This is a genomic window from Vibrio sp. QJM3NY_27, assembly GCF_057785955.1.
In genome coordinates, this window is the sequence record NZ_CM173511.1 from 3,072,935 (window position 1) to 3,098,504 (window position 25,570).

Below are 25,570 nucleotides of genomic sequence, written 5' to 3' on the forward strand. Positions count from 1 at the left end.
TAACGCTGCGATGTCATTTTTGTATGAGGAACTATGAAAAAGCTAAGTTACTTCCTAACAGCCATGTTGTTAACTGGCTGCAGTCGTGAATTTGTCGAAAGCATTTATGATGTTAATTACGAACCAACCAACCGATTTGTCAGTAATTTAGCGGAGCTACCCGGTCAATTTGAAAAAGACACTGGGGCGTTAGATTCTTTAATTAATAGCTTTTCTGGCAATATCCAAAAACGTTGGGGCAGCAGTGAAGTAAAGATGGCGGGTAAGAGTAACTATGTGAAATACATAGATAATTACTTGAGTCGTTCAGAAGTAAACTTTAGCCAAGGCCTGATCACAGTTGAAACCGTCTCCTCAACGGATCCTAAAAAGCACCTCAAAAATGCAATAATGACGACACTTTTGACGCCAGATGATCCTGCGAATGTCGATCTATTCTCTTCCAAAAGCATCAAGTTAGAAGGTCAACCTTTCCTTTATAACCAAGTCGTTGATCAAGATAAGAAGCCAATCCAATGGACATGGCGCGCGAACAAGTTTGCCGATTACTTGATCGCTAATAACTTAAAAACCAAGGAAGTCGACTTTAAAAAAGCTTACTACGTCGAAATCCCAATGGTGGCCGATCACGCCAGCAAACGAAGCTATAAGTACGCCGATATCGTTCGTCGCGCATCCCAACGTTATGACATCCCTGAAGACTTGATTTACGCGATCATCAAAACAGAGAGTAGTTTTAACCCATACGCTGTGAGTTGGGCGAACGCTTATGGTCTTATGCAGGTAGTCCCAAAAACCGCAGGTCGAGATGTCTTTAAGCTTGTCAAAAAGAAACCTGGAGAACCAAGTCCTGAGTACTTATTCAATCCAGAAAACAACATTGATGCTGGCACTGCGTACTTTTACATCCTTAAAAATCGTTATTTGAAGGACGTGCAGCACCCAACAACGCTTGAGTACAGCATGATCTCAGCATACAACGGTGGCACTGGTGGGGTACTAAATACCTTCAGCAAAGACCGAAAGCGAGCAATGCGTGACTTAAATTCATTGCAACCTAGTCAAGCTTACTGGGCGCTGACAAAGAAACACCCAAACAAAGAGTCGCGTCGATACTTAGAAAAAGTAACAAAATTCAAGAAAGATTTTAACCAAGGTAAAACGTAAGCCTCACTTTTGAATAAAAAAACAACTAACGAACGTTTTTTTTAATTATTTTCAAAAAAGGTGTTGACGGTTATGCAGAAAATCCGTTTAATAGCGCTCCGTTGCCCGGATAGCTCAGTCGGTAGAGCAGAGGATTGAAAATCCTCGTGTCGGTGGTTCGATTCCGCCTCCGGGCACCACAATTTGATTTGTTGGTGTCATTACTCTTTAACAGGGAGTAGCAACACGAACAAAAGCATAAAGAATTTAGTGTGCCGACTTAGCTCAGTAGGTAGAGCAACTGACTTGTAATCAGTAGGTCACCAGTTCGACTCCGGTAGTCGGCACCATTCTTTTGCCTCGATAGCTCAGTCGGTAGAGCAGCGGATTGAAAATCCGCGTGTCGGTGGTTCGATTCCGCCTCGAGGCACCATTATTTGGTACTTAACAAATAATGGTCTTTATAGACCTGATGTTGAGACAAGTAATTCCCCTTTAGTTCAGTTGGTAGAACGGCGGACTGTTAATCCGTATGTCGCAAGTTCAAGTCTTGCAAGGGGAGCCATTTTAAAGAACTTCATTTTATATGAGGTTTTAATTAGAGAGTTTACTCTCTAAAGCAAAGAATTTAGTGTGCCGACTTAGCTCAGTAGGTAGAGCAACTGACTTGTAATCAGTAGGTCACCAGTTCGACTCCGGTAGTCGGCACCATTCTTTTGCCTCGATAGCTCAGTCGGTAGAGCAGCGGATTGAAAATCCGCGTGTCGGTGGTTCGATTCCGCCTCGAGGCACCATTATTTGGTACTTAACAAATAATGGTCTTTATAGACCTGATGTTAAGACAAGTAATTCCCCTTTAGTTCAGTTGGTAGAACGGCGGACTGTTAATCCGTATGTCGCAAGTTCAAGTCTTGCAAGGGGAGCCACATTCAAGAAAGCCAAGTCGAAAGACTTGGCTTTTTTTCGTTTGAGCAAAAGCTAACTCTAACTCTAACTCTAACTCTATTCAGTATTGCCGCCAGCTCAACATCAAGCCCTGATCACCCCCATAAAGTTAAAGCATCCCCTTTCCTATCTCGACAGTACCAATCCTTGAATTCGTTCAAACCCTATCGATACAAACTAAACCATCTCTGAAATTAAACACCTTTAGCCGCGTATCGTCACATAAAAATAAACAACACGTCGGCCCGTTACTTTTTTTGCTTCGTAAATTTAATCTTCATCATGTTTTGATATCTTTCTGATATCTGCCCTACACGACTTAGATTAAGATTCGATGAATTATATCTAATACTAATTATTTAATCGCTACGCAGGAAAATATGAAATTAAAAACGCAAGCTTACTTATTATCGGGCATCATCTTGATCGCTCTGCTGGCGCTAACTGCTACTGGTTTATGGACCTTGAGAGTCGCTAGTAACATGGACAACAAAGCTCGTGTGACAGAGCTATTTAAGAGCGCATACAGCATTCTTACTGAAGTCGAAAAAATGGCCGTTGATGGCACCCTAGAAGAACAACAGGCCAAACAGCTTGCTACTCGCCTACTACGTAACAACATCTATAAAGACAATGAATACGTCTATGTTGCGGATGAAAACATGACGTTTGTTGCGACACCTCTGGATCCACAACTACACGGGACCAGCTTTAATGATTTTAAAGACGGTGATGGAAATAGCGTTGGCCAGCTCATTCAACGAGTACTTGGCAATCGTACTGGCCAGATCATTGAGTACACCTGGACACAAAAGCTTCCAGACGGAACGATTGAAGAAAAACTGTCTATTGCAGAGAAGACTCCACATTGGGGTTGGGTTGTAGGTACAGGTATCGGCTTCAATGAAGTCAATGCACGTTTCTGGTCAACGGCTCAATGGCAATTGTTTCTATGTGTCGTGATTGCTGGCCTTATTTTATCAAGCCTAATTGTATCTATTAAGCGAATGCTAGCACTTCTTGGCGGCGAGCCTAAAGATGTAAGAGAAGCGGTACAAGCCGTCGCAGAAGGCCGTATTCAAACCTCTTTTGAAACTCAGGCAATAAACGGCAGTATTTATCACGCCGTACAACAAATGAGTAAGTCGTTAGCAGAGCTAGTTTCAAACCTCAATGCATCAATGTTGGCACTGAGAGGTGAGTTACAGCGCGTGGAAGATCGTGCAGGTTCTATCGCTCAGCTGACCGAGACTCAGCAACAGTCGACTGAGATGATCGCGACAGCTATGACGGAAATGGCCTCTTCAGCCAACAATGTTGCTGATTCAGCGGGCGATACTGCGCGTAATACTGACGAAGCTGATAAACAGAGCCAACATACTCAGCTCCTAATTCACAACACCGTAGATAACATTCAAGGTCTAGCAGGCCAACTCGGCACAGCAAGTGAAGCCGTCGCTAACTTAGATAGCGATGTACATAACATCGTTAAGGTCTTAGACGTCATCGGTGATATTGCAGAACAAACTAACCTTCTAGCGCTAAATGCGGCAATTGAAGCGGCGCGTGCTGGTGAACAAGGTCGCGGATTTGCCGTTGTAGCAGATGAAGTTCGCAACCTTGCAGGTAGAACACAGTCAAGCACGAAAGAAATCCAGCTAATGATCAATAACCTTCAAGAAGGCTCTCGTAACGCGATAAAAACTATGGAAGTGTGTGCGACTACCAGTAAAAGCACCGTAACAGAGTCCCAGAATGCCTCTGAAGCTCTACAACAGATTGTTATCGCATTAGAGTCTATTTCATCGATGAGTCATCAAATCGCGACAGCCGCCGCTGAGCAGACTCAGGTGAGTGACGATATTTCGAAGCGTATCAATATGATCGAAGAAAGTGGCAACCAACTGAGTAATGTGGTGACAGAAAGTCATAACAGCACTCAAACTCTCACCTCCCTTTCTAACGAATTAGAAGCTTGGGTTAATAGGTTTGAAGTAAAACACTAAACTCTCGAGTAAATTCTTAAATATAAAAGCACGTTTTCATACGTGCTTTTTTTGTTTCGGTGCCTATTCAGTCCAGTTAACCGTAGTTTCAGTATCTTTTAGAGCATGCTAGACCTAGGTTTTTAGCCCCAAACGAACAAAAACAATCCACTAAGTATAGAAAAACATCAAACGATACTTTTTTTGCAATTTAATGTTGACCCAGAACGCGAAAACACGTTTAATACACCTCGTCGCCCGGATAGCTCAGTCGGTAGAGCAGAGGATTGAAAATCCTCGTGTCGGTGGTTCGATTCCGCCTCCGGGCACCACAATTTATTTGTTGGTGTCCTAGACAACAACAATAAAGCACAAAGAAATATTATGTGCCGACTTAGCTCAGTAGGTAGAGCAACTGACTTGTAATCAGTAGGTCACCAGTTCGACTCCGGTAGTCGGCACCATTTCTTTAAAGCTTTAAGAATAATTCCCCTTTAGTTCAGTTGGTAGAACGGCGGACTGTTAATCCGTATGTCGCAAGTTCAAGTCTTGCAAGGGGAGCCAAGTTAATCATCAAGCATAAGCTTTTTGATTCATGATGCCGACTTAGCTCAGTAGGTAGAGCAACTGACTTGTAATCAGTAGGTCACCAGTTCGATTCCGGTAGTCGGCACCATTCTCTTGATTAGAGACTAAACAATCAATTCCCCTTTAGTTCAGTTGGTAGAACGGCGGACTGTTAATCCGTATGTCGCAAGTTCAAGTCTTGCAAGGGGAGCCAATTAGAAAAGGCCGCATCATTGATGCGGCCTTTTTGCATTTAAAGATCCGAACTCATCCATACCAGTCTACTCACCTTTTACTACCTCATTTAATTCGAAAACCAACACTTTTAATGCTCTTCTAAAGCAATCAGACTTTTCTCTTTAATTCCGCTCAAGCTATCACAAGAACAAACTTGTCACTCTTGCAAGAAGCCAGTCATCACGAAGGGCTACTTTCGTTATCTATAGAGGTGCTCTGCTGAGAAATTCTAGTCGTAATGGGGGCGGGAATTAAAAGCTAAATAATGAATTCAAATAAGCTCTAGAAAGGCTCTGTTGGTTGCTTAAATTGAAATGACATACGACTCACTCTTTATCGAAACTATCCACTACAATCGCTCCCATAGACGCTGGCATAGAAATAACAATTACCCTTTTGATAGATACAATTGGATCGCTTAATAAAGGAAGCTTGTCCAAACAAGTCAGCACCAAAGCAACAACCAATGCAGTCATCACATAAGCAATAACAATTCTGAAAATAAACACTGGCAACCGAGCGACAATATCTTTCTGAAATACACTCTCATACGTGTAAAAGCCCAGGAATACAGCAGACAATAGAAACAACAACAGCAAGTTAGCTGTGGGCAAAGTCTCCCCTAACTTCCAGGCTTCCTCAGAAAAAGAAATCGGCACGGCCAAAGCAAAAGATCCTACAAAGATCTGGCTCGCATCTTCAAAGTTAAAGCTTAATTTCATAATTCGACCCATTAGGTTTTAAGGCTTTATCTATTTTTAAAATAATCACAAAATTATCTGCCGATGATTTGGGGGAATTTTCTATTCCTACCAAGCAACAGAAATGACAATTCTTAGCTTAATATTAGTCGTAATAACTTAAACATAGCTTGAACTAACCAGCAAGAAATCAATATGTTCAGAGTAAAAGCGGTGAAACAACTAATTCATATCGGGTCAACAAGCACATCAGAATCGAAGAAATACCGGCAAACATCCTAAGATACCAGTGCCTAGAACCAGAGAACCTCAATCAGTTGGGGGATAAACATCACTGCACGGATCGGGGGATAGTCTATTTCTTAGCTTATATATCCTTCCAGCATCACTTGGGGAGCTCAACCTATCGACTCTCACCTTCAAACTGAATCTAGTCCGCTTTCCCCCTTTGAGATGCTTCAAACAGGGTGCTCAATACAATTAAGATTGGTTTAAGTTTAATGCATAGCAAGAGCATGAAATCGAATCATTAAGGGCCCTAGCGTTCTTAGCAGAAGTCCCCATGATGGAGTCCTAATTACACACCAGAACTATCCTCTAGATTCACAGATAGAACAGAAGTCAGGTTTCCTAGACAAAGATCTATTAACTAATACTTGAGGAGGGCTCCAAACAATGAGCAAGCAGGATGAGTTGTAATGCTTGTATAGTTTCAGGTATTGAATTGGGGCGCTGAGTCTCATTAGACTAACTTACAACCTCGTATGGCTCGAGTATTTGATTAGTAAGCTTAAAGATCTGCGTGCGTTTGAAGTCATTCTTGTATCAAACCACAATTGGAATCAGAAATGATGTGATTCTAGTCGTAGGATTGGGATTTCTGATAAGTGACGGAATAATGGGGACGCGTTGGCTAGGAGTTATGGTTTACGGGAAACCTTATGTGGAAGTCATTAGATGGAAGGGCGAAACACTATAATTTAGATGTAAAAAAGCCCCGCTATTTCTAGCGAGGCTTCTAAATAAGTGGCGGAGTGGACGGGACTCGAACCCGCGACCCCCGGCGTGACAGGCCGGTATTCTAACCAACTGAACTACCACTCCGCAGTGTCTATTCAGCATAATGCAATTTAAGCCTGACGATGTCCTACTCTCACATGGGGAAACCCCACACTACCATCGGCGCTATTGTGTTTCACTTCTGAGTTCGGCATGGAATCAGGTGGGTCCACAATGCTATGGTCGTCAAACAAATTCTGTTGTCAACTTGATTAATCAAATCAACTAAATAGTGGTGCTGATACCCAGACTCGAACTGGGGACCTCACCCTTACCAAGGGTGCGCTCTACCGGGCTGAGCTATATCAGCAATTCAGGAGTCGTTTAAAAACGATTCTGAAAACTTTTGTCTTCACTTTTAAAAAGTGAAAATAAATTTGGAGCCTGGCGATGTCCTACTCTCACATGGGGAAACCCCACACTACCATCGGCGCTATTGTGTTTCACTTCTGAGTTCGGCATGGAATCAGGTGGGTCCACAATGCTATGGTCGCCAAGCAAATTTTAAAATTCGGAAAACTGATTTAAAAGTTATATCTCTTCAAACTCATTCAAGGTCTGGTACTTCTGAGTCCACAAAACCCCTTGGGTGTTGTATGGTTAAGCCTCACGGGCAATTAGTACAGGTTAGCTCAATGCCTCGCAGCACTTACACACCCTGCCTATCAACGTCGTAGTCTACGACAACCCTTTAGGACACTTATAGTGCCAGGGAAAACTCATCTCAAGGCTCGCTTCCCGCTTAGATGCTTTCAGCGGTTATCGATTCCGAACTTAGCTACCGGGCAATGCCATTGGCATGACAACCCGAACACCAGAGGTTCGTCCACTCCGGTCCTCTCGTACTAGGAGCAGCCCCTTTCAATTTTCCAACGCCCACGGCAGATAGGGACCGAACTGTCTCACGACGTTCTAAACCCAGCTCGCGTACCACTTTAAATGGCGAACAGCCATACCCTTGGGACCGACTTCAGCCCCAGGATGTGATGAGCCGACATCGAGGTGCCAAACACCGCCGTCGATATGAACTCTTGGGCGGTATCAGCCTGTTATCCCCGGAGTACCTTTTATCCGTTGAGCGATGGCCCTTCCATTCAGAACCACCGGATCACTATGACCTGCTTTCGCACCTGCTCGAATTGTCATTCTCGCAGTCAAGCGGGCTTATGCCATTGCACTAACCACACGATGTCCAACCGTGTTTAGCCCACCTTCGTGCTCCTCCGTTACTCTTTGGGAGGAGACCGCCCCAGTCAAACTACCCACCAGGCACTGTCCGTAATCCCGATTCAGGGACCAACGTTAGAACATCAAAACTACAAGGGTGGTATTTCAAGGACGACTCCATCACATCTAGCGACGCAATTTCATAGTCTCCCACCTATCCTACACATGTAGGTTCAATGTTCAGTGCCAAGCTGTAGTAAAGGTTCACGGGGTCTTTCCGTCTAGCCGCGGGTACACTGCATCTTCACAGCGATTTCAATTTCACTGAGTCTCGGGTGGAGACAGCGTGGCCATCATTACGCCATTCGTGCAGGTCGGAACTTACCCGACAAGGAATTTCGCTACCTTAGGACCGTTATAGTTACGGCCGCCGTTTACCGGGGCTTCGATCAAGAGCTTCGACCGAAGTCTAACCCCATCAATTAACCTTCCGGCACCGGGCAGGCGTCACACCGTATACGTCATCTTACGATTTTGCACAGTGCTGTGTTTTTAATAAACAGTTGCAGCCACCTGGTATCTGCGACTCTCGTCTGCTCCATCCGCAAGGGACTTCACTGATAAGAGCGTACCTTCTCCCGAAGTTACGGTACCATTTTGCCTAGTTCCTTCACCCGAGTTCTCTCAAGCGCCTTGGTATTCTCTACCCGACCACCTGTGTCGGTTTGGGGTACGATTCCTTACAATCTGAAGCTTAGAGGCTTTTCCTGGAAGCATGGCATCAATGACTTCACTACCGTAGTAGCTCGACATCGTATCTCAGCGTTAAGAAAGTCCGGATTTACCTAAACTTTCCGCCTACGTACTTGAACCTGGACAACCGTCGCCAGGCCCACCTAGCCTTCTCCGTCCCCCCATCGCAATTGTAAGAAGTACGGGAATATTAACCCGTTTCCCATCGACTACGCCTTTCGGCCTCGCCTTAGGAGTCGACTTACCCTGCCCCGATTAACGTTGGACAGGAACCCTTGGTCTTCCGGCGAGGGAGTTTTTCACTCCCTTTATCGTTACTCATGTCAGCATTCGCACTTCTGATACCTCCAGCATGCCTTACAGCACACCTTCAACGGCTTACAGAACGCTCCCCTACCCCACATACCCTAAGGTACGTAGCCGCAGCTTCGGTGTATAGCTTAGCCCCGTTACATCTTCCGCGCAGGCCGACTCGACCAGTGAGCTATTACGCTTTCTTTAAATGATGGCTGCTTCTAAGCCAACATCCTGGCTGTCTGAGCCTTCCCACATCGTTTCCCACTTAGCTATACTTTGGGACCTTAGCTGGCGGTCTGGGTTGTTTCCCTCTCCACGACGGACGTTAGCACCCGCCGTGTGTCTCCCGGATAGTACTTACTGGTATTCGGAGTTTGCAAAGGGTTGGTAAGTCGGGATGACCCCCTAGCCTTAACAGTGCTCTACCCCCAGTAGTATTCGTCCGAGGCGCTACCTAAATAGCTTTCGGGGAGAACCAGCTATCTCCAGGTTTGATTGGCCTTTCACCCCTAGCCACAAGTCATCCGCTAATTTTTCAACATTAGTCGGTTCGGTCCTCCAGTTGATGTTACTCAACCTTCAACCTGCCCATGGCTAGATCACCTGGTTTCGGGTCTAATCCTAGCAACTGTACGCCCAGTTAAGACTCGGTTTCCCTACGGCTCCCCTAAACGGTTAACCTTGCTACTAAAATTAAGTCGCTGACCCATTATACAAAAGGTACGCAGTCACACCACGAAGGTGCTCCTACTGCTTGTACGTACACGGTTTCAGGTTCTATTTCACTCCCCTCACAGGGGTTCTTTTCGCCTTTCCCTCACGGTACTGGTTCACTATCGGTCAGTCAGTAGTATTTAGCCTTGGAGGATGGTCCCCCCATATTCAGACAGGATATCACGTGTCCCGCCCTACTCGTTTTCACTGATTATGATGTGTCGGTTACGGGGCTATCACCCTTTACTGCGAGACTTTCCAGACTCTTCACCTGCATCATTAAAAGCTTAAGGGCTAATCCAATTTCGCTCGCCGCTACTTTCGGAATCTCGGTTGATTTCTCTTCCTCGGGGTACTTAGATGTTTCAGTTCCCCCGGTTTGCCTCCTGTTGCTATGTATTCACAACAGGATACTTACTTATGTAAGTGGGTTTCCCCATTCAGGAATCCCAGACTCAAAAGGTTATTACTACCTAATCTGGGCTTATCGCAAGTTATTACGCCTTTCATCGCCTCTGACTGCCAAGGCATCCACCGTGTACGCTTAGTCACTTAACCATACAACCCGAAAGGGTCTTAGTGTATGGCAACTAACCAAGGTTTTTGGTTGTCATCAAGAAGGGTTAATTCTTGATGACTGTTTGCCGGACTCAATTGTGAATCAATGTAAACATTGATTCGAATACAAGACACTTGAATGTGTTTGTTGTGTTTATCTAATGAAAGATAAACATTGAGAACTTTTAAATTTGATTGAATTACTCGTAAGTAATCAAATCAGTCAGCTTTCCAAATTGTTAAAGAGCTAGATTTCTTTCGAAACCATTTTTAAATATTTTCAGATAAAAACACTTAAAGATGGTGGAGCTATGCGGGATCGAACCGCAGACCTCCTGCGTGCAAGGCAGGCGCTCTCCCAGCTGAGCTATAGCCCCATCTTTGTATCTAGTCGATATTGGTGGGTCTGAGTGGACTCGAACCACCGACCTCCCGCTTATCAGGCGAGCGCTCTAACCAGCTGAGCTACAGACCCAATATCGTCTCTTTTACTTTCTAAACCTAATCAATCTGTGTGGACACTCATCGTAAATATCTTCGTATAAGGAGGTGATCCAGCCCCAGGTTCCCCTAGGGCTACCTTGTTACGACTTCACCCCAGTCATGAACCACAAAGTGGTGAGCGTCCTCCCCGAAAGGTTAAACTACCCACTTCTTTTGCAGCCCACTCCCATGGTGTGACGGGCGGTGTGTACAAGGCCCGGGAACGTATTCACCGTGACATTCTGATTCACGATTACTAGCGATTCCGACTTCATGGAGTCGAGTTGCAGACTCCAATCCGGACTACGACGCACTTTTTGGGATTCGCTCACTATCGCTAGCTTGCTGCCCTCTGTATGCGCCATTGTAGCACGTGTGTAGCCCTACTCGTAAGGGCCATGATGACTTGACGTCGTCCCCACCTTCCTCCGGTTTATCACCGGCAGTCTCCCTGGAGTTCCCGACATTACTCGCTGGCAAACAAGGATAAGGGTTGCGCTCGTTGCGGGACTTAACCCAACATTTCACAACACGAGCTGACGACAGCCATGCAGCACCTGTCTCAGAGTTCCCGAAGGCACACCTGCGTCTCCGCTGGCTTCTCTGGATGTCAAGAGTAGGTAAGGTTCTTCGCGTTGCATCGAATTAAACCACATGCTCCACCGCTTGTGCGGGCCCCCGTCAATTCATTTGAGTTTTAATCTTGCGACCGTACTCCCCAGGCGGTCTACTTAACGCGTTAGCTCCGAAAGCCACGGCTCAAGGCCACAACCTCCAAGTAGACATCGTTTACGGCGTGGACTACCAGGGTATCTAATCCTGTTTGCTCCCCACGCTTTCGCATCTGAGTGTCAGTGTCTGTCCAGGGGGCCGCCTTCGCCACTGGTATTCCTTCAGATCTCTACGCATTTCACCGCTACACCTGAAATTCTACCCCCCTCTACAGCACTCTAGTTCACCAGTTTCAAATGCAGTTCCGAGGTTGAGCCCCGGGCTTTCACATCTGACTTAATGAACCACCTGCATGCGCTTTACGCCCAGTAATTCCGATTAACGCTCGCACCCTCCGTATTACCGCGGCTGCTGGCACGGAGTTAGCCGGTGCTTCTTCTGTTGCTAACGTCAAGATGCGCAGCTATTAACTACACACCCTTCCTCACAACTGAAAGTACTTTACAACCCGAAGGCCTTCTTCATACACGCGGCATGGCTGCATCAGGCTTTCGCCCATTGTGCAATATTCCCCACTGCTGCCTCCCGTAGGAGTCTGGACCGTGTCTCAGTTCCAGTGTGGCTGATCATCCTCTCAGACCAGCTAGGGATCGTCGCCTTGGTGAGCCATTACCTCACCAACTAGCTAATCCCACCTAGGCATATCTTGACGCGAGAGGTCCGAAGATCCCCCTCTTTGGCCCGTAGGCATTATGCGGTATTAGCCATCGTTTCCAATGGTTATCCCCCACATCAAGGCAATTTCCTAGGCATTACTCACCCGTCCGCCGCTCGACGCCCATTAACGCACCCGAAGGATTGTTAGTGTCGTTTCCGCTCGACTTGCATGTGTTAGGCCTGCCGCCAGCGTTCAATCTGAGCCATGATCAAACTCTTCAATTTAAGATTTTGTGACTCAACGAATACTGACTTCAAAACTAATATTCATGTAAACATGAACATGTAATTCTAAAGCTATTACCATTCCAACAGAATGGTAATGAATTGACTGTGCCAAAATTAAGTAAACTTAACTTTGTATTGGTCACTCAGTTCATTGAAATCAATTTTGTTACCGAAGTAACTGTTTTATCCAAAGGATAAAACGTTTTGATATTCATCAACGAGTGCCCACACAGATTGATAGGTTTAAATTGTTAAAGAGCTTTGCTTTCAGTGCCTTAGCACTTAAGCAGGACGCGTATAATACGCTTTCCACTTTGAAAGTCAACATAAAATACTAAGAAAACTTAGAACTCTATGGTGACTTGTCTAGAAACTAGACAAAGTCGAAATTAAAGCCTGGCGATGTCCTACTCTCACATGGGGAAACCCCACACTACCATCGGCGCTATTGTGTTTCACTTCTGAGTTCGGCATGGAATCAGGTGGGTCCACAATGCTATGGTCGCCAAGCAAATTTTAAAATTCGGAAAGCTTATCTAAAAGTATTTCTCTTCAAACGCATTCAAGGTCTGGTACATCTGAGTCCACAAAACCCCTTGGGTGTTGTATGGTTAAGCCTCACGGGCAATTAGTACAGGTTAGCTCAATGCCTCGCAGCACTTACACACCCTGCCTATCAACGTCGTAGTCTACGACAACCCTTTAGGGCACTTATAGTGCCAGGGAAAACTCATCTCAAGGCTCGCTTCCCGCTTAGATGCTTTCAGCGGTTATCGATTCCGAACTTAGCTACCGGGCAATGCCATTGGCATGACAACCCGAACACCAGAGGTTCGTCCACTCCGGTCCTCTCGTACTAGGAGCAGCCCCTTTCAATTTTCCAACGCCCACGGCAGATAGGGACCGAACTGTCTCACGACGTTCTAAACCCAGCTCGCGTACCACTTTAAATGGCGAACAGCCATACCCTTGGGACCGACTTCAGCCCCAGGATGTGATGAGCCGACATCGAGGTGCCAAACACCGCCGTCGATATGAACTCTTGGGCGGTATCAGCCTGTTATCCCCGGAGTACCTTTTATCCGTTGAGCGATGGCCCTTCCATTCAGAACCACCGGATCACTATGACCTGCTTTCGCACCTGCTCGAATTGTCATTCTCGCAGTCAAGCGGGCTTATGCCATTGCACTAACCACACGATGTCCAACCGTGTTTAGCCCACCTTCGTGCTCCTCCGTTACTCTTTGGGAGGAGACCGCCCCAGTCAAACTACCCACCAGGCACTGTCCGTAATCCCGATTCAGGGACCAACGTTAGAACATCAAAACTACAAGGGTGGTATTTCAAGGACGACTCCATCACATCTAGCGACGCAATTTCATAGTCTCCCACCTATCCTACACATGTAGGTTCAATGTTCAGTGCCAAGCTGTAGTAAAGGTTCACGGGGTCTTTCCGTCTAGCCGCGGGTACACTGCATCTTCACAGCGATTTCAATTTCACTGAGTCTCGGGTGGAGACAGCGTGGCCATCATTACGCCATTCGTGCAGGTCGGAACTTACCCGACAAGGAATTTCGCTACCTTAGGACCGTTATAGTTACGGCCGCCGTTTACCGGGGCTTCGATCAAGAGCTTCGACCGAAGTCTAACCCCATCAATTAACCTTCCGGCACCGGGCAGGCGTCACACCGTATACGTCATCTTACGATTTTGCACAGTGCTGTGTTTTTAATAAACAGTTGCAGCCACCTGGTATCTGCGACTCTCGTCTGCTCCATCCGCAAGGGACTTCACTGATAAGAGCGTACCTTCTCCCGAAGTTACGGTACCATTTTGCCTAGTTCCTTCACCCGAGTTCTCTCAAGCGCCTTGGTATTCTCTACCCGACCACCTGTGTCGGTTTGGGGTACGATTCCTTACAATCTGAAGCTTAGAGGCTTTTCCTGGAAGCATGGCATCAATGACTTCACTACCGTAGTAGCTCGACATCGTATCTCAGCGTTAGTAGTGGTCCGGATTTACCTAAACCACCCGCCTACATACTTGAACCTGGACAACCGTCGCCAGGCCCACCTAGCCTTCTCCGTCCCCCCATCGCAATTGTAAGAAGTACGGGAATATTAACCCGTTTCCCATCGACTACGCCTTTCGGCCTCGCCTTAGGAGTCGACTTACCCTGCCCCGATTAACGTTGGACAGGAACCCTTGGTCTTCCGGCGAGGGAGTTTTTCACTCCCTTTATCGTTACTCATGTCAGCATTCGCACTTCTGATACCTCCAGCAGCCCTTACAGACCACCTTCAACGGCTTACAGAACGCTCCCCTACCCCACATACCCTAAGGTACGTAGCCGCAGCTTCGGTGTATAGCTTAGCCCCGTTACATCTTCCGCGCAGGCCGACTCGACCAGTGAGCTATTACGCTTTCTTTAAATGATGGCTGCTTCTAAGCCAACATCCTGGCTGTCTGAGCCTTCCCACATCGTTTCCCACTTAGCTATACTTTGGGACCTTAGCTGGCGGTCTGGGTTGTTTCCCTCTCCACGACGGACGTTAGCACCCGCCGTGTGTCTCCCGGATAGTACTTACTGGTATTCGGAGTTTGCAAAGGGTTGGTAAGTCGGGATGACCCCCTAGCCTTAACAGTGCTCTACCCCCAGTAGTATTCGTCCGAGGCGCTACCTAAATAGCTTTCGGGGAGAACCAGCTATCTCCAGGTTTGATTGGCCTTTCACCCCTAGCCACAAGTCATCCGCTAATTTTTCAACATTAGTCGGTTCGGTCCTCCAGTTGATGTTACTCAACCTTCAACCTGCCCATGGCTAGATCACCTGGTTTCGGGTCTAATCCTAGCAACTGTACGCCCAGTTAAGACTCGGTTTCCCTACGGCTCCCCTAAACGGTTAACCTTGCTACTAAAATTAAGTCGCTGACCCATTATACAAAAGGTACGCAGTCACACCACGAAGGTGCTCCTACTGCTTGTACGTACACGGTTTCAGGTTCTATTTCACTCCCCTCACAGGGGTTCTTTTCGCCTTTCCCTCACGGTACTGGTTCACTATCGGTCAGTCAGTAGTATTTAGCCTTGGAGGATGGTCCCCCCATATTCAGACAGGATATCACGTGTCCCGCCCTACTCGTTTTCACTGATTATGATGTGTCGGTTACGGGGCTATCACCCTTTATTGCGAGACTTTCCAGACTCTTCACCTGCATCATTAAAAGCTTAAGGGCTAATCCAATTTCGCTCGCCGCTACTTTCGGAATCTCGGTTGATTTCTCTTCCTCGGGGTACTTAGATGTTTCAGTTCCCCCGGTTTGCCTCCTGTTGCTATGTATTCACAACAGGATACTTGCTTATGCAAGTGGGTTTCCCCATTCAGGAATCCCAGACTCAAAAGGTTATTACTACCTAATCTGGGCTTATCGCAAGTTATTACGCCTTTCATCGCCTCTGACTGCCAAGGCATCCACCGTGTACGCTTAGTCACTTAACCATACAACCCGAAAGGGTCTTAGCGTATGGCAACTAACCAAGGTTTTTGGTTGTCATCAAGAAGGGTTAATTCTTGATGACTGTTTGCCGGACTCAATTGTGAATCAAACTAAAGTTTGATTCGAATACAAGACACTTGAATGTGTTTGTTGTGTTTATACCGTTCTTATTGAATAAGAGCAGATAAACATTGAGAACTTTTAAATTTGATTTGAATTACTCGTAAGTAATCAAATCAGTCAGCTTTCCAAATTGTTAAAGAGCATAAAGCAAAAAGCTTTAATCAATAACTTACGTTATTAATTAAAGCTCTGGCTTTAACTAAATCTAAACCATCAATCTGTGTGGACACTCATCGTAAGTATCTTCGTATAAGGAGGTGATCCAGCCCCAGGTTCCCCTAGGGCTACCTTGTTACGACTTCACCCCAGTCATGAACCACAAAGTGGTGAGCGTCCTCCCCGAAAGGTTAAACTACCCACTTCTTTTGCAGCCCACTCCCATGGTGTGACGGGCGGTGTGTACAAGGCCCGGGAACGTATTCACCGTGACATTCTGATTCACGATTACTAGCGATTCCGACTTCATGGAGTCGAGTTGCAGACTCCAATCCGGACTACGACGCACTTTTTGGGATTCGCTCACTATCGCTAGCTTGCTGCCCTCTGTATGCGCCATTGTAGCACGTGTGTAGCCCTACTCGTAAGGGCCATGATGACTTGACGTCGTCCCCACCTTCCTCCGGTTTATCACCGGCAGTCTCCCTGGAGTTCCCGACATTACTCGCTGGCAAACAAGGATAAGGGTTGCGCTCGTTGCGGGACTTAACCCAACATTTCACAACACGAGCTGACGACAGCCATGCAGCACCTGTCTCAGAGCTCCCGAAGGCACACCTGCGTCTCCGCTGGCTTCTCTGGATGTCAAGAGTAGGTAAGGTTCTTCGCGTTGCATCGAATTAAACCACATGCTCCACCGCTTGTGCGGGCCCCCGTCAATTCATTTGAGTTTTAATCTTGCGACCGTACTCCCCAGGCGGTCTACTTAACGCGTTAGCTCCGAAAGCCACGGCTCAAGGCCACAACCTCCAAGTAGACATCGTTTACGGCGTGGACTACCAGGGTATCTAATCCTGTTTGCTCCCCACGCTTTCGCATCTGAGTGTCAGTGTCTGTCCAGGGGGCCGCCTTCGCCACTGGTATTCCTTCAGATCTCTACGCATTTCACCGCTACACCTGAAATTCTACCCCCCTCTACAGCACTCTAGTTCACCAGTTTCAAATGCAGTTCCGAGGTTGAGCCCCGGGCTTTCACATCTGACTTAATGAACCACCTGCATGCGCTTTACGCCCAGTAATTCCGATTAACGCTCGCACCCTCCGTATTACCGCGGCTGCTGGCACGGAGTTAGCCGGTGCTTCTTCTGTTGCTAACGTCAAGATATGCAGCTATTAACTACACACCCTTCCTCACAACTGAAAGTACTTTACAACCCGAAGGCCTTCTTCATACACGCGGCATGGCTGCATCAGGCTTTCGCCCATTGTGCAATATTCCCCACTGCTGCCTCCCGTAGGAGTCTGGACCGTGTCTCAGTTCCAGTGTGGCTGATCATCCTCTCAGACCAGCTAGGGATCGTCGCCTTGGTGAGCCATTACCTCACCAACTAGCTAATCCCACCTAGGCATATCTTGACGCGAGAGGTCCGAAGATCCCCCTCTTTGGCCCGTAGGCATTATGCGGTATTAGCCATCGTTTCCAATGGTTATCCCCCACATCAAGGCAATTTCCTAGGCATTACTCACCCGTCCGCCGCTCGACGCCCATTAACGCACCCGAAGGATTGTTAGTGTCGTTTCCGCTCGACTTGCATGTGTTAGGCCTGCCGCCAGCGTTCAATCTGAGCCATGATCAAACTCTTCAATTTAAGATTTTGTGACTCAACGAATACTGACTTCAAAACTAATATTCATTCGCTCTTTCGAAAAAGATTGATGAACATGTAATTCTAAAGCTATTACCATTCCAACAGAATGATAATGAATTGACTGTGCCAAAATTAAGTAAACTTAACTTTGTATTGGTCACTCAGTTCATTGAAATCAAGTTTGTTACCGAAGTAACTGTTTTATCCAAAGGATAAAACGTTTTGATATTCATCAACGAGTGCCCACACAGATTGATAGGTTTAAATTGTTAAAGAGCTTCACTTGTTGAGCGTTCCTTTTAAGTAAGGAGCCTCTCTAAGTGGACGGCCATTCTAGCGTTTTAATTCTCAGTGTCAAACACTTATTGGGAATTAATTTCTACTTTTAAAAAGTAGGAACGATTAAACGCTTTAAGCTAGTTGCCTTACCAACATTCTGCGCTGAAGCCTTGTGGCGTCTGCCGTGTCAGTGAGGCGGCATTATAGAGATGCAGCTCTTATTGGCAAGCATTAAATGCGTTTTTTATTGAAAAAAGAGGTTAAGCGAAGACATTTCAACCAAGGGCTTGTTTATACCACTTTCAACCCAAGTTTCGAACAAATTACCCACAACACCCTGTGGATAACTACTCACCATTATCAAAAAAGTAAGATAAACGAGCCCTAGGGTTTAGATATTCTCTAACTTGTTCCGGTAACTTACTTGGATGAACTGCATTGACAATTTTTATCTCTTTAGTAAAGAGGTCAATGATCGGGGCTTGGGTTCTTGGCACGCTAGGATCATAGATCAGTACATTCGGGTAAAGCATGTGTTTGGCATTAACTGAAATCACTATTCCAATTGATTCATTTGAAAGCTGCACGACAGTGCCCGGTGGGTAGACTCCCATAAACTTGACTAACAGACTCAAGTTATCCTGACTATATAGGTGTTTGCAGTTCTTATATAAATGAGAGAGTGCTAAGTAAGGGATCTTCTGCTGGGATTGCGCTTTACTGTGGCAAAGGTTATCAAATGCATTTGCTACCGCGACTATTTTTGCAAACTCATCTATACCATCTTCAGTTAAGCCTTCTGGATAACCCGAACCGTCATTCATTTCGTGATGCTGACCAATAACTCTCTTCGCACTGTCAGGAAAACCCTCAATAGCCGTGACTATATCTACCCCATACTTAGTATGAAGTTTGAGATAATTCGCCTCTGGCACAGTCAAAGCTGCCTGCTTTCTTAGTATCGCTACGGGTATCTTTATTTTACCTATATCGTGAAACAACGCGGCAAATGAAAGGTCTTTCAACTGTTGCGTATTGTAGCCTTTTGCTTTACCAATCATTAACGCAACAACAGAGACATTTAATGTATGGAAGTAAATGTCTTCAAAGTCAGCTTTTGCATTCATGAGATGCAAGGTTACGTTATCGTCACTCACTAGCGTTTCAACAATATCATCAACAAGAGCTTTAACCTCCCCTACCGCATCTAATGGGCGATTACGGATTTTGGTCATCACAGAACGCATTCGGGCAAGCGAACGTTCGAACTCTTTCTCGCAATGACTCACCCTACGACGGTAAGAGCTTAGAGTTTCGATACGCTCATGCTTATCTTTCCACATTCTTTCCGCTTCAAGACTTACTTGTAAATCAGTATCAAGGTCTTGTTCACTCACATGATTAGCGGGTAAAGGTGATGTGTCGCTTTGGTTCGGATTTATATAGACGTGCTTAATCCCAAGATGTCGAATTACTTGTACTTGAGCGTCATCTTTGATTTTAAAGCTGTTAAGTAGAAATGGGTGTTCATTCCATTTTACTGGGAGTCGTACATGTAGACCGGGCTGAATGCGATCTACGGTAATCTTTATGCTGCCCATTTTTATATATAATATTGATCAATAATCTCTATTTATAATTCTAATAAAACCGAGCAGCAATTTCACTATCCAATTTCACAGGTTCAACTTAAAGAATCACAGTGCACCATCCAACGTATGCCGAACTTATCTTCCACTTTGCCAAACCGAGCTCCCCAAAACGTATCCGCTAAAGGTGTCATTATTCGCCCACCTTGCTTCAGATTTTCAAAGATTTGCTCTTGAGTCGCGGTATCCTCAATAACAAGCGAGAGTGCAAGGTTGTTACCTTCGAGCTCTTTCGCTTTAACACCATCAGACATCATCAGCTTCATACCAAACGCTTCAAACTCAGCATGCATAATCCAATCAGGTTGAGCTCCCTCTATTACTTGTGGCGCATCACTAAAAAGTTGTTTCGATAAAACTACACCGCCAAAACATTTATGATAAAAATCCAACGCTTCGTTACAACGGCCATCAAAAAACAAGTAAGGGGTTACTGTCAGCATATATCTCTCCTCTATTATTCCTTTAAACATAGACAATAGAAGAGAGAATGGTAGGTAACACCATGATTTAAGATGATTAATTTATTAAGGAATCGAATTATGGAGGGAAACGGTGTGGTTTAGGAATGAAACAACAAGATCTAACTGATTAAAAAAGCGTTTCTTCCGTTAAAATAAAGGTCGGCTTTTCTGTTCTCCAGATACAACAAAGCCCCGACCATTTCTGATCAGGGCTTTATCTAAATATGGTACCGGTAGGCGGACTTGAACCGCCACGCCCGAAGGCAACGGATTTTGAATCCGTCGTGTATACCAATTTCACCATACCGGCATTATCTTGGGGCGTTGCCCTTTCGATGTCTGGCATTATACGTATGCGAACTGATGTGGCAAGTATAAAAACTTGAATTCATGTGTGTTTGCCGATAATTTCGCCACTAAGTCATAAGCTGTGCGTCATGTCTCTTTTCACGCCAAGCCTTAGACTATATTCTGACGCCTAAATTTTTGAAGAAGTAATAACACCATGACATCAACAAACACAATGCCACCAGCAGGAGTAATGCGCCGATTTGGTGCCTTGTTCTATGACGCCCTTATCGTAATCGCTATTGAGATGCTGGCGGCTGGCGTCATTGTCGCTCTGCTGCATGCGCTCATGGCACTTGGCGTTTTTAACCATAGCGGTTATGCCGATGTTAGTGACTTCTTGAGCAACCACCCGATTTGGAGCCCTGCATATACCTTTTACTTAGTCGTAGTTTGGGTGTACTTCTTTGTGTTCTTTTGGACAAAAGCAGGTCAAACGCTAGGCATGCGAGCTTGGAAACTGCGCATTCAAAACAAAGATGGCTCCGCTATTACTGTAACCCAAGCTCTGATTCGCTTAGGTACTTCAGGATTTGGATTAGCAAACTTATGTGTTCCATTCGACCCTCAAAAGCGTGGCTTTCACGACATCTGGGCGAAGACCGAAGTAGTAGTGCTACCACAAGCACGATAACGCGATTAAACTTGCTACAGTCAAGATCAAAAAAGGAAGGCGTTATGCCTTCCTTTTTTCTATTTACAGTTTCCGCCTCAAGAGCATTATGGCAATTCCGAGGAATACCACGCTAGGGGCTAGCGCACCAAAGGCCGGTGGTATTTGATAAACCAAACTGACCGGACCAAAGAACTCACTGGATATATAGAAGGTAAAACCTGCAATAACCCCCGAAAGAATCCTAGCTCCCATAGTCACACTTCGTAATGGACCAAAGATAAACGACAATGCCATCAACATCATGACCGCTATCGAAATCGGCTGAGTTATCTTTCTCCATAAGGCGAGTTCATAGCGTGATGCATCTTGCTCCGAGGCTTTTAGGTAGGAAACATAATCGTACAACCCACTTAAAGACAGCTCTTCTGGTTTAACCGTTACGATCGCAAGCTTATCCGGAGCGAGTGATGTTTCCCAAGTATAAGTTGGTAAGCTTTCTTTGGTAATCTGAAGCTCATTTTCGAAAGATGTGATCTCGACATCGTTCATAGTCCAAACATTGTTGCCAACGTAATCGACTTCTTTTGAGTATATAGCTGTTTTCAGAACCTTGTTCTCATCAAAGCGCCACATATTCATACCATATAACTTCTGATCATCGATTTTGACAATGAAGATGAAGTCATTGGCATCACGTGCCCATACCCCACTTTGGGTAGAGATAATATTACCACCAGCAATCGATATAGTTCTTAAGTCACGAGCCATCTTCTGTGCTTGAGGGGCTCCCCACTGACCAAGAAGAGTCACCACGATCATTAATGGAATAGCGGTTTTGAGTACCGATAGGCCAATATCTAACTTAGAGAAACCCGCAGCCTGCATTACCACCAGTTCGGAACTCGCCGCAAGCATACCCAGTCCAATCAATGCACCAAGTAATGCAGCCATTGGAAAGAACATTTCGATATCACGAGGGACACTCAATAGAACGAAATACAGCGCTTGTAGTAGATCATAGGTACCACGACCAACTTTTCTCAACTGCTCTACGTACTTGATAATCCCAGAGAGACCAACAAACGTCACCAATACCAGAGACGTCGTTGCGATGATGGTTCTGCCTATATATAAATCGAGAATCTTAAACACGGCTTAAGCTAACCTTTTATTCTTGAATTTTTCTTTCAAACGCCTTACTGGCACGCTATCCATAAAGTTTGCACCAATTGCGACAAATAACAATAACGCATTAATTGGCCACATGCCGACTACCGCAGGGATACTCCCTTCTTCAATCGAAGATTTGGTTGCACTGATTGCTAAGAAATAGGTTAGATAAATTAGAATGGCTGGACCAATTTTAGCGAAACGACCCTGTCGAGGGTTCACCGCAGACAGTGGCACAACAAGCATGGTCAACAATGGAATACAAAGTACCAATGAAATTCGCCACTGTAATTCCGCTTTCGCACTTTTTTCTGGATTACCAATCAGTTCGAGTGTAGGAATAGCTTCCCAATCTCGACCTTTCTTCTCAACTTCACGCTGACCAATTAAACCTTCGTACTCTTCAAAGTGCGTCACCATATAATCGAGACGTGTCGGAACCCCTTCATGGCGAGTGCCGTCATACATAACGATGACTTGGCGACCATCGCTCAGTTCTTTGACATCACCCGACTTAGAAAACATCACACTGGGTAATACCGAATCACGTGGGCGCATTTGAGCAACGAACACATTTTCTAACTTATTACCGTCGATATCATCAATGAAAACGACAGAAGAACCATCCGGCGTACCTTCAAACTTACCTTTCGGAAGTAAATCAACGCTATTTTCTGCAGCCACTTCTTCATACATTTGCTCAACTTTGTCTTGCGACCAAGGAGATAACCAAAATGAGTTGAAAGCGGCAACTGATGCGGTTATCAAAGCCAAATAAAGCGCAGATTGGATAAGGAATTTATTACCAATACCCGTAGCGTTCATTACGACTATTTCACTTTCAGCGTAAAGACGGCCAAAAGTAAGCAAAATACCAATATAGATACTGAGTGGAAGCATCAATAAACCCATCGCTGGCATATTTAGACCAACAATCGACAATATGAGGCTCGCAGGAATATCACCATCAGAGGCGTCCGCTAAAACACTGATGAATTTTTGGCTGAGAAACACGAGAAAGAGAACAAAAAAGATCGCAAATTGGCTCTTGATTGTCTCGCGGATCAAATATCTAACAATAATCACGCTCAAATTACCTATACAAAACTTGTTTTTTTGATTGAATCACTATAATTTCCCGTTGAACCTTTTATTTTTTTAAATTTTTAGCTAAGTGTTAGCGTTCTTCTTTAAGGTTAGTTCCATTATAGGATCCAACAAGTAAGAACCCATTATCTAACATTTAGTTCGATTTGTCTTCAGGATGTAGGAGTACGCATGGAGTTCAGTGTAAAAAGTGGCAGCCCAGAGAAACAGCGCAGCGCATGTATCGTTGTCGGTGTATTCGAACCGCGCCGCCTTTCTCCAGTAGCCGAGCAATTAGATAAGATTAGCGATGGCTACATTAGTTCACTGCTTCGTCGCGGTGATCTAGAGGGTAAACCTGGCCAGATGCTGCTACTGCATCAAGTACCTGGTGTGCTTTCAGAACGTGTTCTACTGGTAGGCTGTGGTAAAGAACGTGAGCTAGGCGAGCGTCAATACAAAGAAATTATCCAAAAAACCATCAGCACACTAAACGAAACAGGTTCTATGGAAGCAGTATGTTTCCTTACAGAACTTCACGTTAAAGGTCGCGACACTTACTGGAAAGTTCGTCAAGCGGTAGAAGCGACTAAAGATGGTCTTTACACATTCGACCAATTTAAGAGCAACAAACCAGAGACTCGTCGTCCATTGCGTAAATTGGTATTCAACGTACCAACTCGTCGCGAGCTAAGCCTTGGCGAAAAAGCGATTTCTCATGGTCTTGCTATTGCTTCAGGTGTGAAAGCATCTAAAGATCTTGGCAACATGCCACCAAACATCGCAAACCCTGCTTACCTAGCTTCTCAAGCTCGTCGTTTAGCTGACGATTATGAGACAGTAAAGACTAAGATCATCGGTGAAGAAGAGATGGAAAAGCTGGGTATGACTTCATACTTAGCTGTAGGCCGTGGCTCTAAGAACGAATCTATGATGTCTATCATGGAATACAAAGGCGCTGCTGACCCAAATGCAAAACCTATCGTTCTAGTCGGTAAAGGTCTTACTTTCGATTCAGGCGGTATCTCGCTTAAGCCTGGTGAAGGCATGGATGAGATGAAGTACGACATGTGTGGTGCTGCATCTGTATTCGGCACAATGAAAGCACTAGCGAAACTTAACTTGCCAATCAACGTTGTAGGTATCCTTGCGGGCTGTGAAAACATGCCTGGTAGCAATGCTTACCGCCCAGGTGACATTCTAACAACCATGTCAGGCCAAACCGTTGAAGTATTAAATACTGATGCAGAAGGTCGCTTGGTTCTATGTGATGCCCTAACTTACGTTGAGCGCTTTGAACCAGATTGTGTTGTCGATGTTGCTACGCTAACTGGTGCATGTGTTATCGCTCTAGGTCACCACATCAGTGGCGTTCTATCTAACCACAACCCACTGTCTCATGAACTTGTTAATGCTTCAGAGCAAGCAAGTGACCGCGCATGGCGTCTACCTATGGCAGACGAGTACCATGAGCAGCTGAACAGTCCGTTTGCTGATATGGCAAACATCGGTGGCCGCCCTGGCGGTACTATCACCGCAGGTTGTTTCCTGTCTAAATTCACTAAGAAGTACCACTGGGCTCACATCGACAGTGCAGGTACTGCGTGGAAGTCAGGTGCAGCGAAAGGCTCGACAGGTCGTCCTGTCTCAATGCTAGTCCAATTCTTATTGAACCGCAGCGGCCAAGAGACTGAAGAGCAATCTTCAAAATAATGAAAAGGGCCTACGGGCCCTTTTTTAATAAGCGCTATTTGTTAGACCCTGTTAACCAAGTAATATTGATATCCACGATTTTCAGTTCAAGTTTTGAGTGTTAAGTATGCAGACTGCCACGTTTTACATTGTGCCTTCAGACAGCCCGCAAGCCAGCGAAGATGGTTTTGCTCGCTATGTGTTGTTTCTTGCTCAGCACTTTGCTAAACAAGGCGCTAAACTTTATCTCAACTGCAATGACAAAGAACATGCCGAACGTATCGCTGAGGTTTTCTGGCAGGTCGAACCCAATGAATTTATTGCACATAACTTAGTTGGCGAAGGCCCAAAGTATTCAACCAATATCGAAATTGGCTATCAAGGCGTAAAACATAATTGGAATCGCCAACTGGTAATAAATCTGGCCGATAATAATACAACCTTTGCGAACGCCTTTGCTCAGGTGATAGACTTCGTTCCTTGCGAAGAAAAAGCTAAGCAACTCGCTCGAGAAAGGTATAAAATTTACCGTCAGGCTGGATATCAGCTACAAACTATCGAGATTCAACATCCATAGTCAAACCTCATAGTTAAAGCTATCTTTGGATTT

The 25,570-nt window shown here is 45.4% G+C and carries 10 protein-coding genes, 17 tRNA genes and 7 rRNA genes; 17 read left to right on the forward strand and 17 right to left on the reverse strand.

Annotated features, from left to right (window positions below; translation table 11 throughout):
• The first annotated feature begins 33 nt into the window (after positions 1 to 33).
• The 14 genes from mltC to AC3CIA_RS13730 all read left to right on the forward strand — a co-directional run bounded on the left by mltC (position 34) and on the right by AC3CIA_RS13730 (position 4,857).
• The gene (mltC, locus tag AC3CIA_RS13665) at positions 34 to 1,167 is read left to right on the forward strand and encodes a membrane-bound lytic murein transglycosylase MltC (RefSeq protein ID WP_017084369.1); all 1,134 of its coding nucleotides are present in this window, start codon (positions 34 to 36) and stop codon (positions 1,165 to 1,167) included.
• Positions 1,168 to 1,270: 103 nt separating this feature from the next.
• Positions 1,271 to 1,346, forward strand: a tRNA-Phe gene (locus AC3CIA_RS13670).
• A gap of 74 nt (positions 1,347 to 1,420) precedes the next feature.
• Positions 1,421 to 1,496: transfer RNA gene (locus AC3CIA_RS13675), tRNA-Thr, on the forward strand.
• Between the two features lie 7 nt (positions 1,497 to 1,503).
• A tRNA-Phe gene (locus AC3CIA_RS13680) sits at positions 1,504 to 1,579 on the forward strand.
• Positions 1,580 to 1,635: 56 nt separating this feature from the next.
• Positions 1,636 to 1,711, forward strand: a tRNA-Asn gene (locus tag AC3CIA_RS13685).
• A gap of 70 nt (positions 1,712 to 1,781) precedes the next feature.
• Positions 1,782 to 1,857: transfer RNA gene (locus AC3CIA_RS13690), tRNA-Thr, on the forward strand.
• Between the two features lie 7 nt (positions 1,858 to 1,864).
• Positions 1,865 to 1,940: transfer RNA gene (locus AC3CIA_RS13695), tRNA-Phe, on the forward strand.
• A 56-nt stretch (positions 1,941 to 1,996) separates the two neighbouring features.
• Positions 1,997 to 2,072, forward strand: a tRNA-Asn gene (locus AC3CIA_RS13700).
• 399 nt (positions 2,073 to 2,471) lie between these two features.
• Positions 2,472 to 4,097 (forward strand): methyl-accepting chemotaxis protein, encoded by a 1,626-nt coding sequence (locus AC3CIA_RS13705; protein ID WP_488518242.1) that lies wholly within the window; start codon positions 2,472 to 2,474, stop codon positions 4,095 to 4,097.
• A gap of 235 nt (positions 4,098 to 4,332) precedes the next feature.
• A tRNA-Phe gene (locus tag AC3CIA_RS13710) sits at positions 4,333 to 4,408 on the forward strand.
• A 56-nt stretch (positions 4,409 to 4,464) separates the two neighbouring features.
• Positions 4,465 to 4,540, forward strand: a tRNA-Thr gene (locus AC3CIA_RS13715).
• 24 nt (positions 4,541 to 4,564) lie between these two features.
• Positions 4,565 to 4,640, forward strand: a tRNA-Asn gene (locus AC3CIA_RS13720).
• A gap of 36 nt (positions 4,641 to 4,676) precedes the next feature.
• Positions 4,677 to 4,752: transfer RNA gene (locus tag AC3CIA_RS13725), tRNA-Thr, on the forward strand.
• Positions 4,753 to 4,781: 29 nt separating this feature from the next.
• Positions 4,782 to 4,857: transfer RNA gene (locus AC3CIA_RS13730), tRNA-Asn, on the forward strand.
• 349 nt (positions 4,858 to 5,206) lie between these two features.
• Here AC3CIA_RS13730 and AC3CIA_RS13735 read toward each other — a convergent pair.
• From AC3CIA_RS13735 to AC3CIA_RS13805, 15 genes are all read right to left on the reverse strand, one after another.
• On the reverse strand, positions 5,207 to 5,602 hold the full coding sequence (locus AC3CIA_RS13735) for a DUF2391 family protein (protein ID WP_017079303.1): 396 nt from the start codon (positions 5,600 to 5,602) through the stop codon (positions 5,207 to 5,209).
• 1,006 nt (positions 5,603 to 6,608) lie between these two features.
• Positions 6,609 to 6,685 (reverse strand) — tRNA-Asp (locus tag AC3CIA_RS13740).
• Positions 6,686 to 6,715: 30 nt separating this feature from the next.
• Positions 6,716 to 6,831: ribosomal RNA gene (gene rrf, locus AC3CIA_RS13745) — 5S ribosomal RNA — on the reverse strand.
• A gap of 42 nt (positions 6,832 to 6,873) precedes the next feature.
• Positions 6,874 to 6,950 (reverse strand) — tRNA-Thr (locus tag AC3CIA_RS13750).
• A 72-nt stretch (positions 6,951 to 7,022) separates the two neighbouring features.
• Positions 7,023 to 7,138, reverse strand: a 5S ribosomal RNA gene (gene rrf / locus AC3CIA_RS13755).
• Between the two features lie 98 nt (positions 7,139 to 7,236).
• Positions 7,237 to 10,129 (reverse strand): 23S ribosomal RNA (locus AC3CIA_RS13760).
• 301 nt (positions 10,130 to 10,430) lie between these two features.
• A tRNA-Ala gene (locus AC3CIA_RS13765) sits at positions 10,431 to 10,506 on the reverse strand.
• A gap of 21 nt (positions 10,507 to 10,527) precedes the next feature.
• Positions 10,528 to 10,604: transfer RNA gene (locus AC3CIA_RS13770), tRNA-Ile, on the reverse strand.
• A gap of 67 nt (positions 10,605 to 10,671) precedes the next feature.
• Positions 10,672 to 12,226, reverse strand: a 16S ribosomal RNA gene (locus AC3CIA_RS13775).
• 397 nt (positions 12,227 to 12,623) lie between these two features.
• Positions 12,624 to 12,739: ribosomal RNA gene (gene rrf, locus AC3CIA_RS13780) — 5S ribosomal RNA — on the reverse strand.
• Positions 12,740 to 12,836: 97 nt separating this feature from the next.
• A 23S ribosomal RNA gene (locus AC3CIA_RS13785) occupies positions 12,837 to 15,730 on the reverse strand.
• 371 nt (positions 15,731 to 16,101) lie between these two features.
• Positions 16,102 to 17,656, reverse strand: a 16S ribosomal RNA gene (locus AC3CIA_RS13790).
• The 16S, 23S and 5S rRNA genes sit together here with 4 tRNA genes alongside, the layout of an rRNA operon.
• A gap of 626 nt (positions 17,657 to 18,282) precedes the next feature.
• On the reverse strand, positions 18,283 to 19,536 hold the full coding sequence (locus tag AC3CIA_RS13795; RefSeq protein WP_019350468.1) for a cyclic di-GMP phosphodiesterase: 1,254 nt from the start codon (positions 19,534 to 19,536) through the stop codon (positions 18,283 to 18,285).
• A gap of 83 nt (positions 19,537 to 19,619) precedes the next feature.
• Positions 19,620 to 20,027 carry a VOC family protein gene (locus AC3CIA_RS13800; protein WP_488518243.1) on the reverse strand — a complete coding sequence of 136 codons (408 nt, stop codon included), beginning with the start codon at positions 20,025 to 20,027 and terminating at the stop codon, positions 19,620 to 19,622.
• Between the two features lie 246 nt (positions 20,028 to 20,273).
• Positions 20,274 to 20,358 (reverse strand) — tRNA-Leu (locus tag AC3CIA_RS13805).
• Positions 20,359 to 20,553: 195 nt separating this feature from the next.
• Between AC3CIA_RS13805 and AC3CIA_RS13810 the strand changes: the two genes are divergently transcribed.
• Positions 20,554 to 21,030, forward strand: a complete 477-nt coding sequence (locus AC3CIA_RS13810; protein WP_054548293.1) for an RDD family protein — start codon at positions 20,554 to 20,556, stop codon at positions 21,028 to 21,030.
• Positions 21,031 to 21,093: 63 nt separating this feature from the next.
• Here the strand turns inward: AC3CIA_RS13810 and lptG are convergent, their stop codons facing one another.
• Both lptG and lptF read right to left on the reverse strand, forming a co-directional pair.
• Positions 21,094 to 22,164 carry an LPS export ABC transporter permease LptG gene (lptG, locus tag AC3CIA_RS13815; protein ID WP_488518244.1) on the reverse strand — a complete coding sequence of 357 codons (1,071 nt, stop codon included), beginning with the start codon at positions 22,162 to 22,164 and terminating at the stop codon, positions 21,094 to 21,096.
• A gap of 3 nt (positions 22,165 to 22,167) precedes the next feature.
• Positions 22,168 to 23,268 carry an LPS export ABC transporter permease LptF gene (gene lptF, locus AC3CIA_RS13820; protein WP_054548292.1) on the reverse strand — a complete coding sequence of 367 codons (1,101 nt, stop codon included), beginning with the start codon at positions 23,266 to 23,268 and terminating at the stop codon, positions 22,168 to 22,170.
• A 192-nt stretch (positions 23,269 to 23,460) separates the two neighbouring features.
• Between lptF and pepA the strand changes: the two genes are divergently transcribed.
• Both pepA and AC3CIA_RS13830 read left to right on the forward strand, forming a co-directional pair.
• Positions 23,461 to 24,981, forward strand: coding sequence for a leucyl aminopeptidase (gene pepA / locus AC3CIA_RS13825; protein WP_004735335.1), 1,521 nt, complete (start codon positions 23,461 to 23,463; stop codon positions 24,979 to 24,981).
• Positions 24,982 to 25,087: 106 nt separating this feature from the next.
• Positions 25,088 to 25,537 (forward strand): DNA polymerase III subunit chi, encoded by a 450-nt coding sequence (locus AC3CIA_RS13830; protein WP_054548291.1) that lies wholly within the window; start codon positions 25,088 to 25,090, stop codon positions 25,535 to 25,537.
• Positions 25,538 to 25,570: the final 33 nt, after the last annotated feature.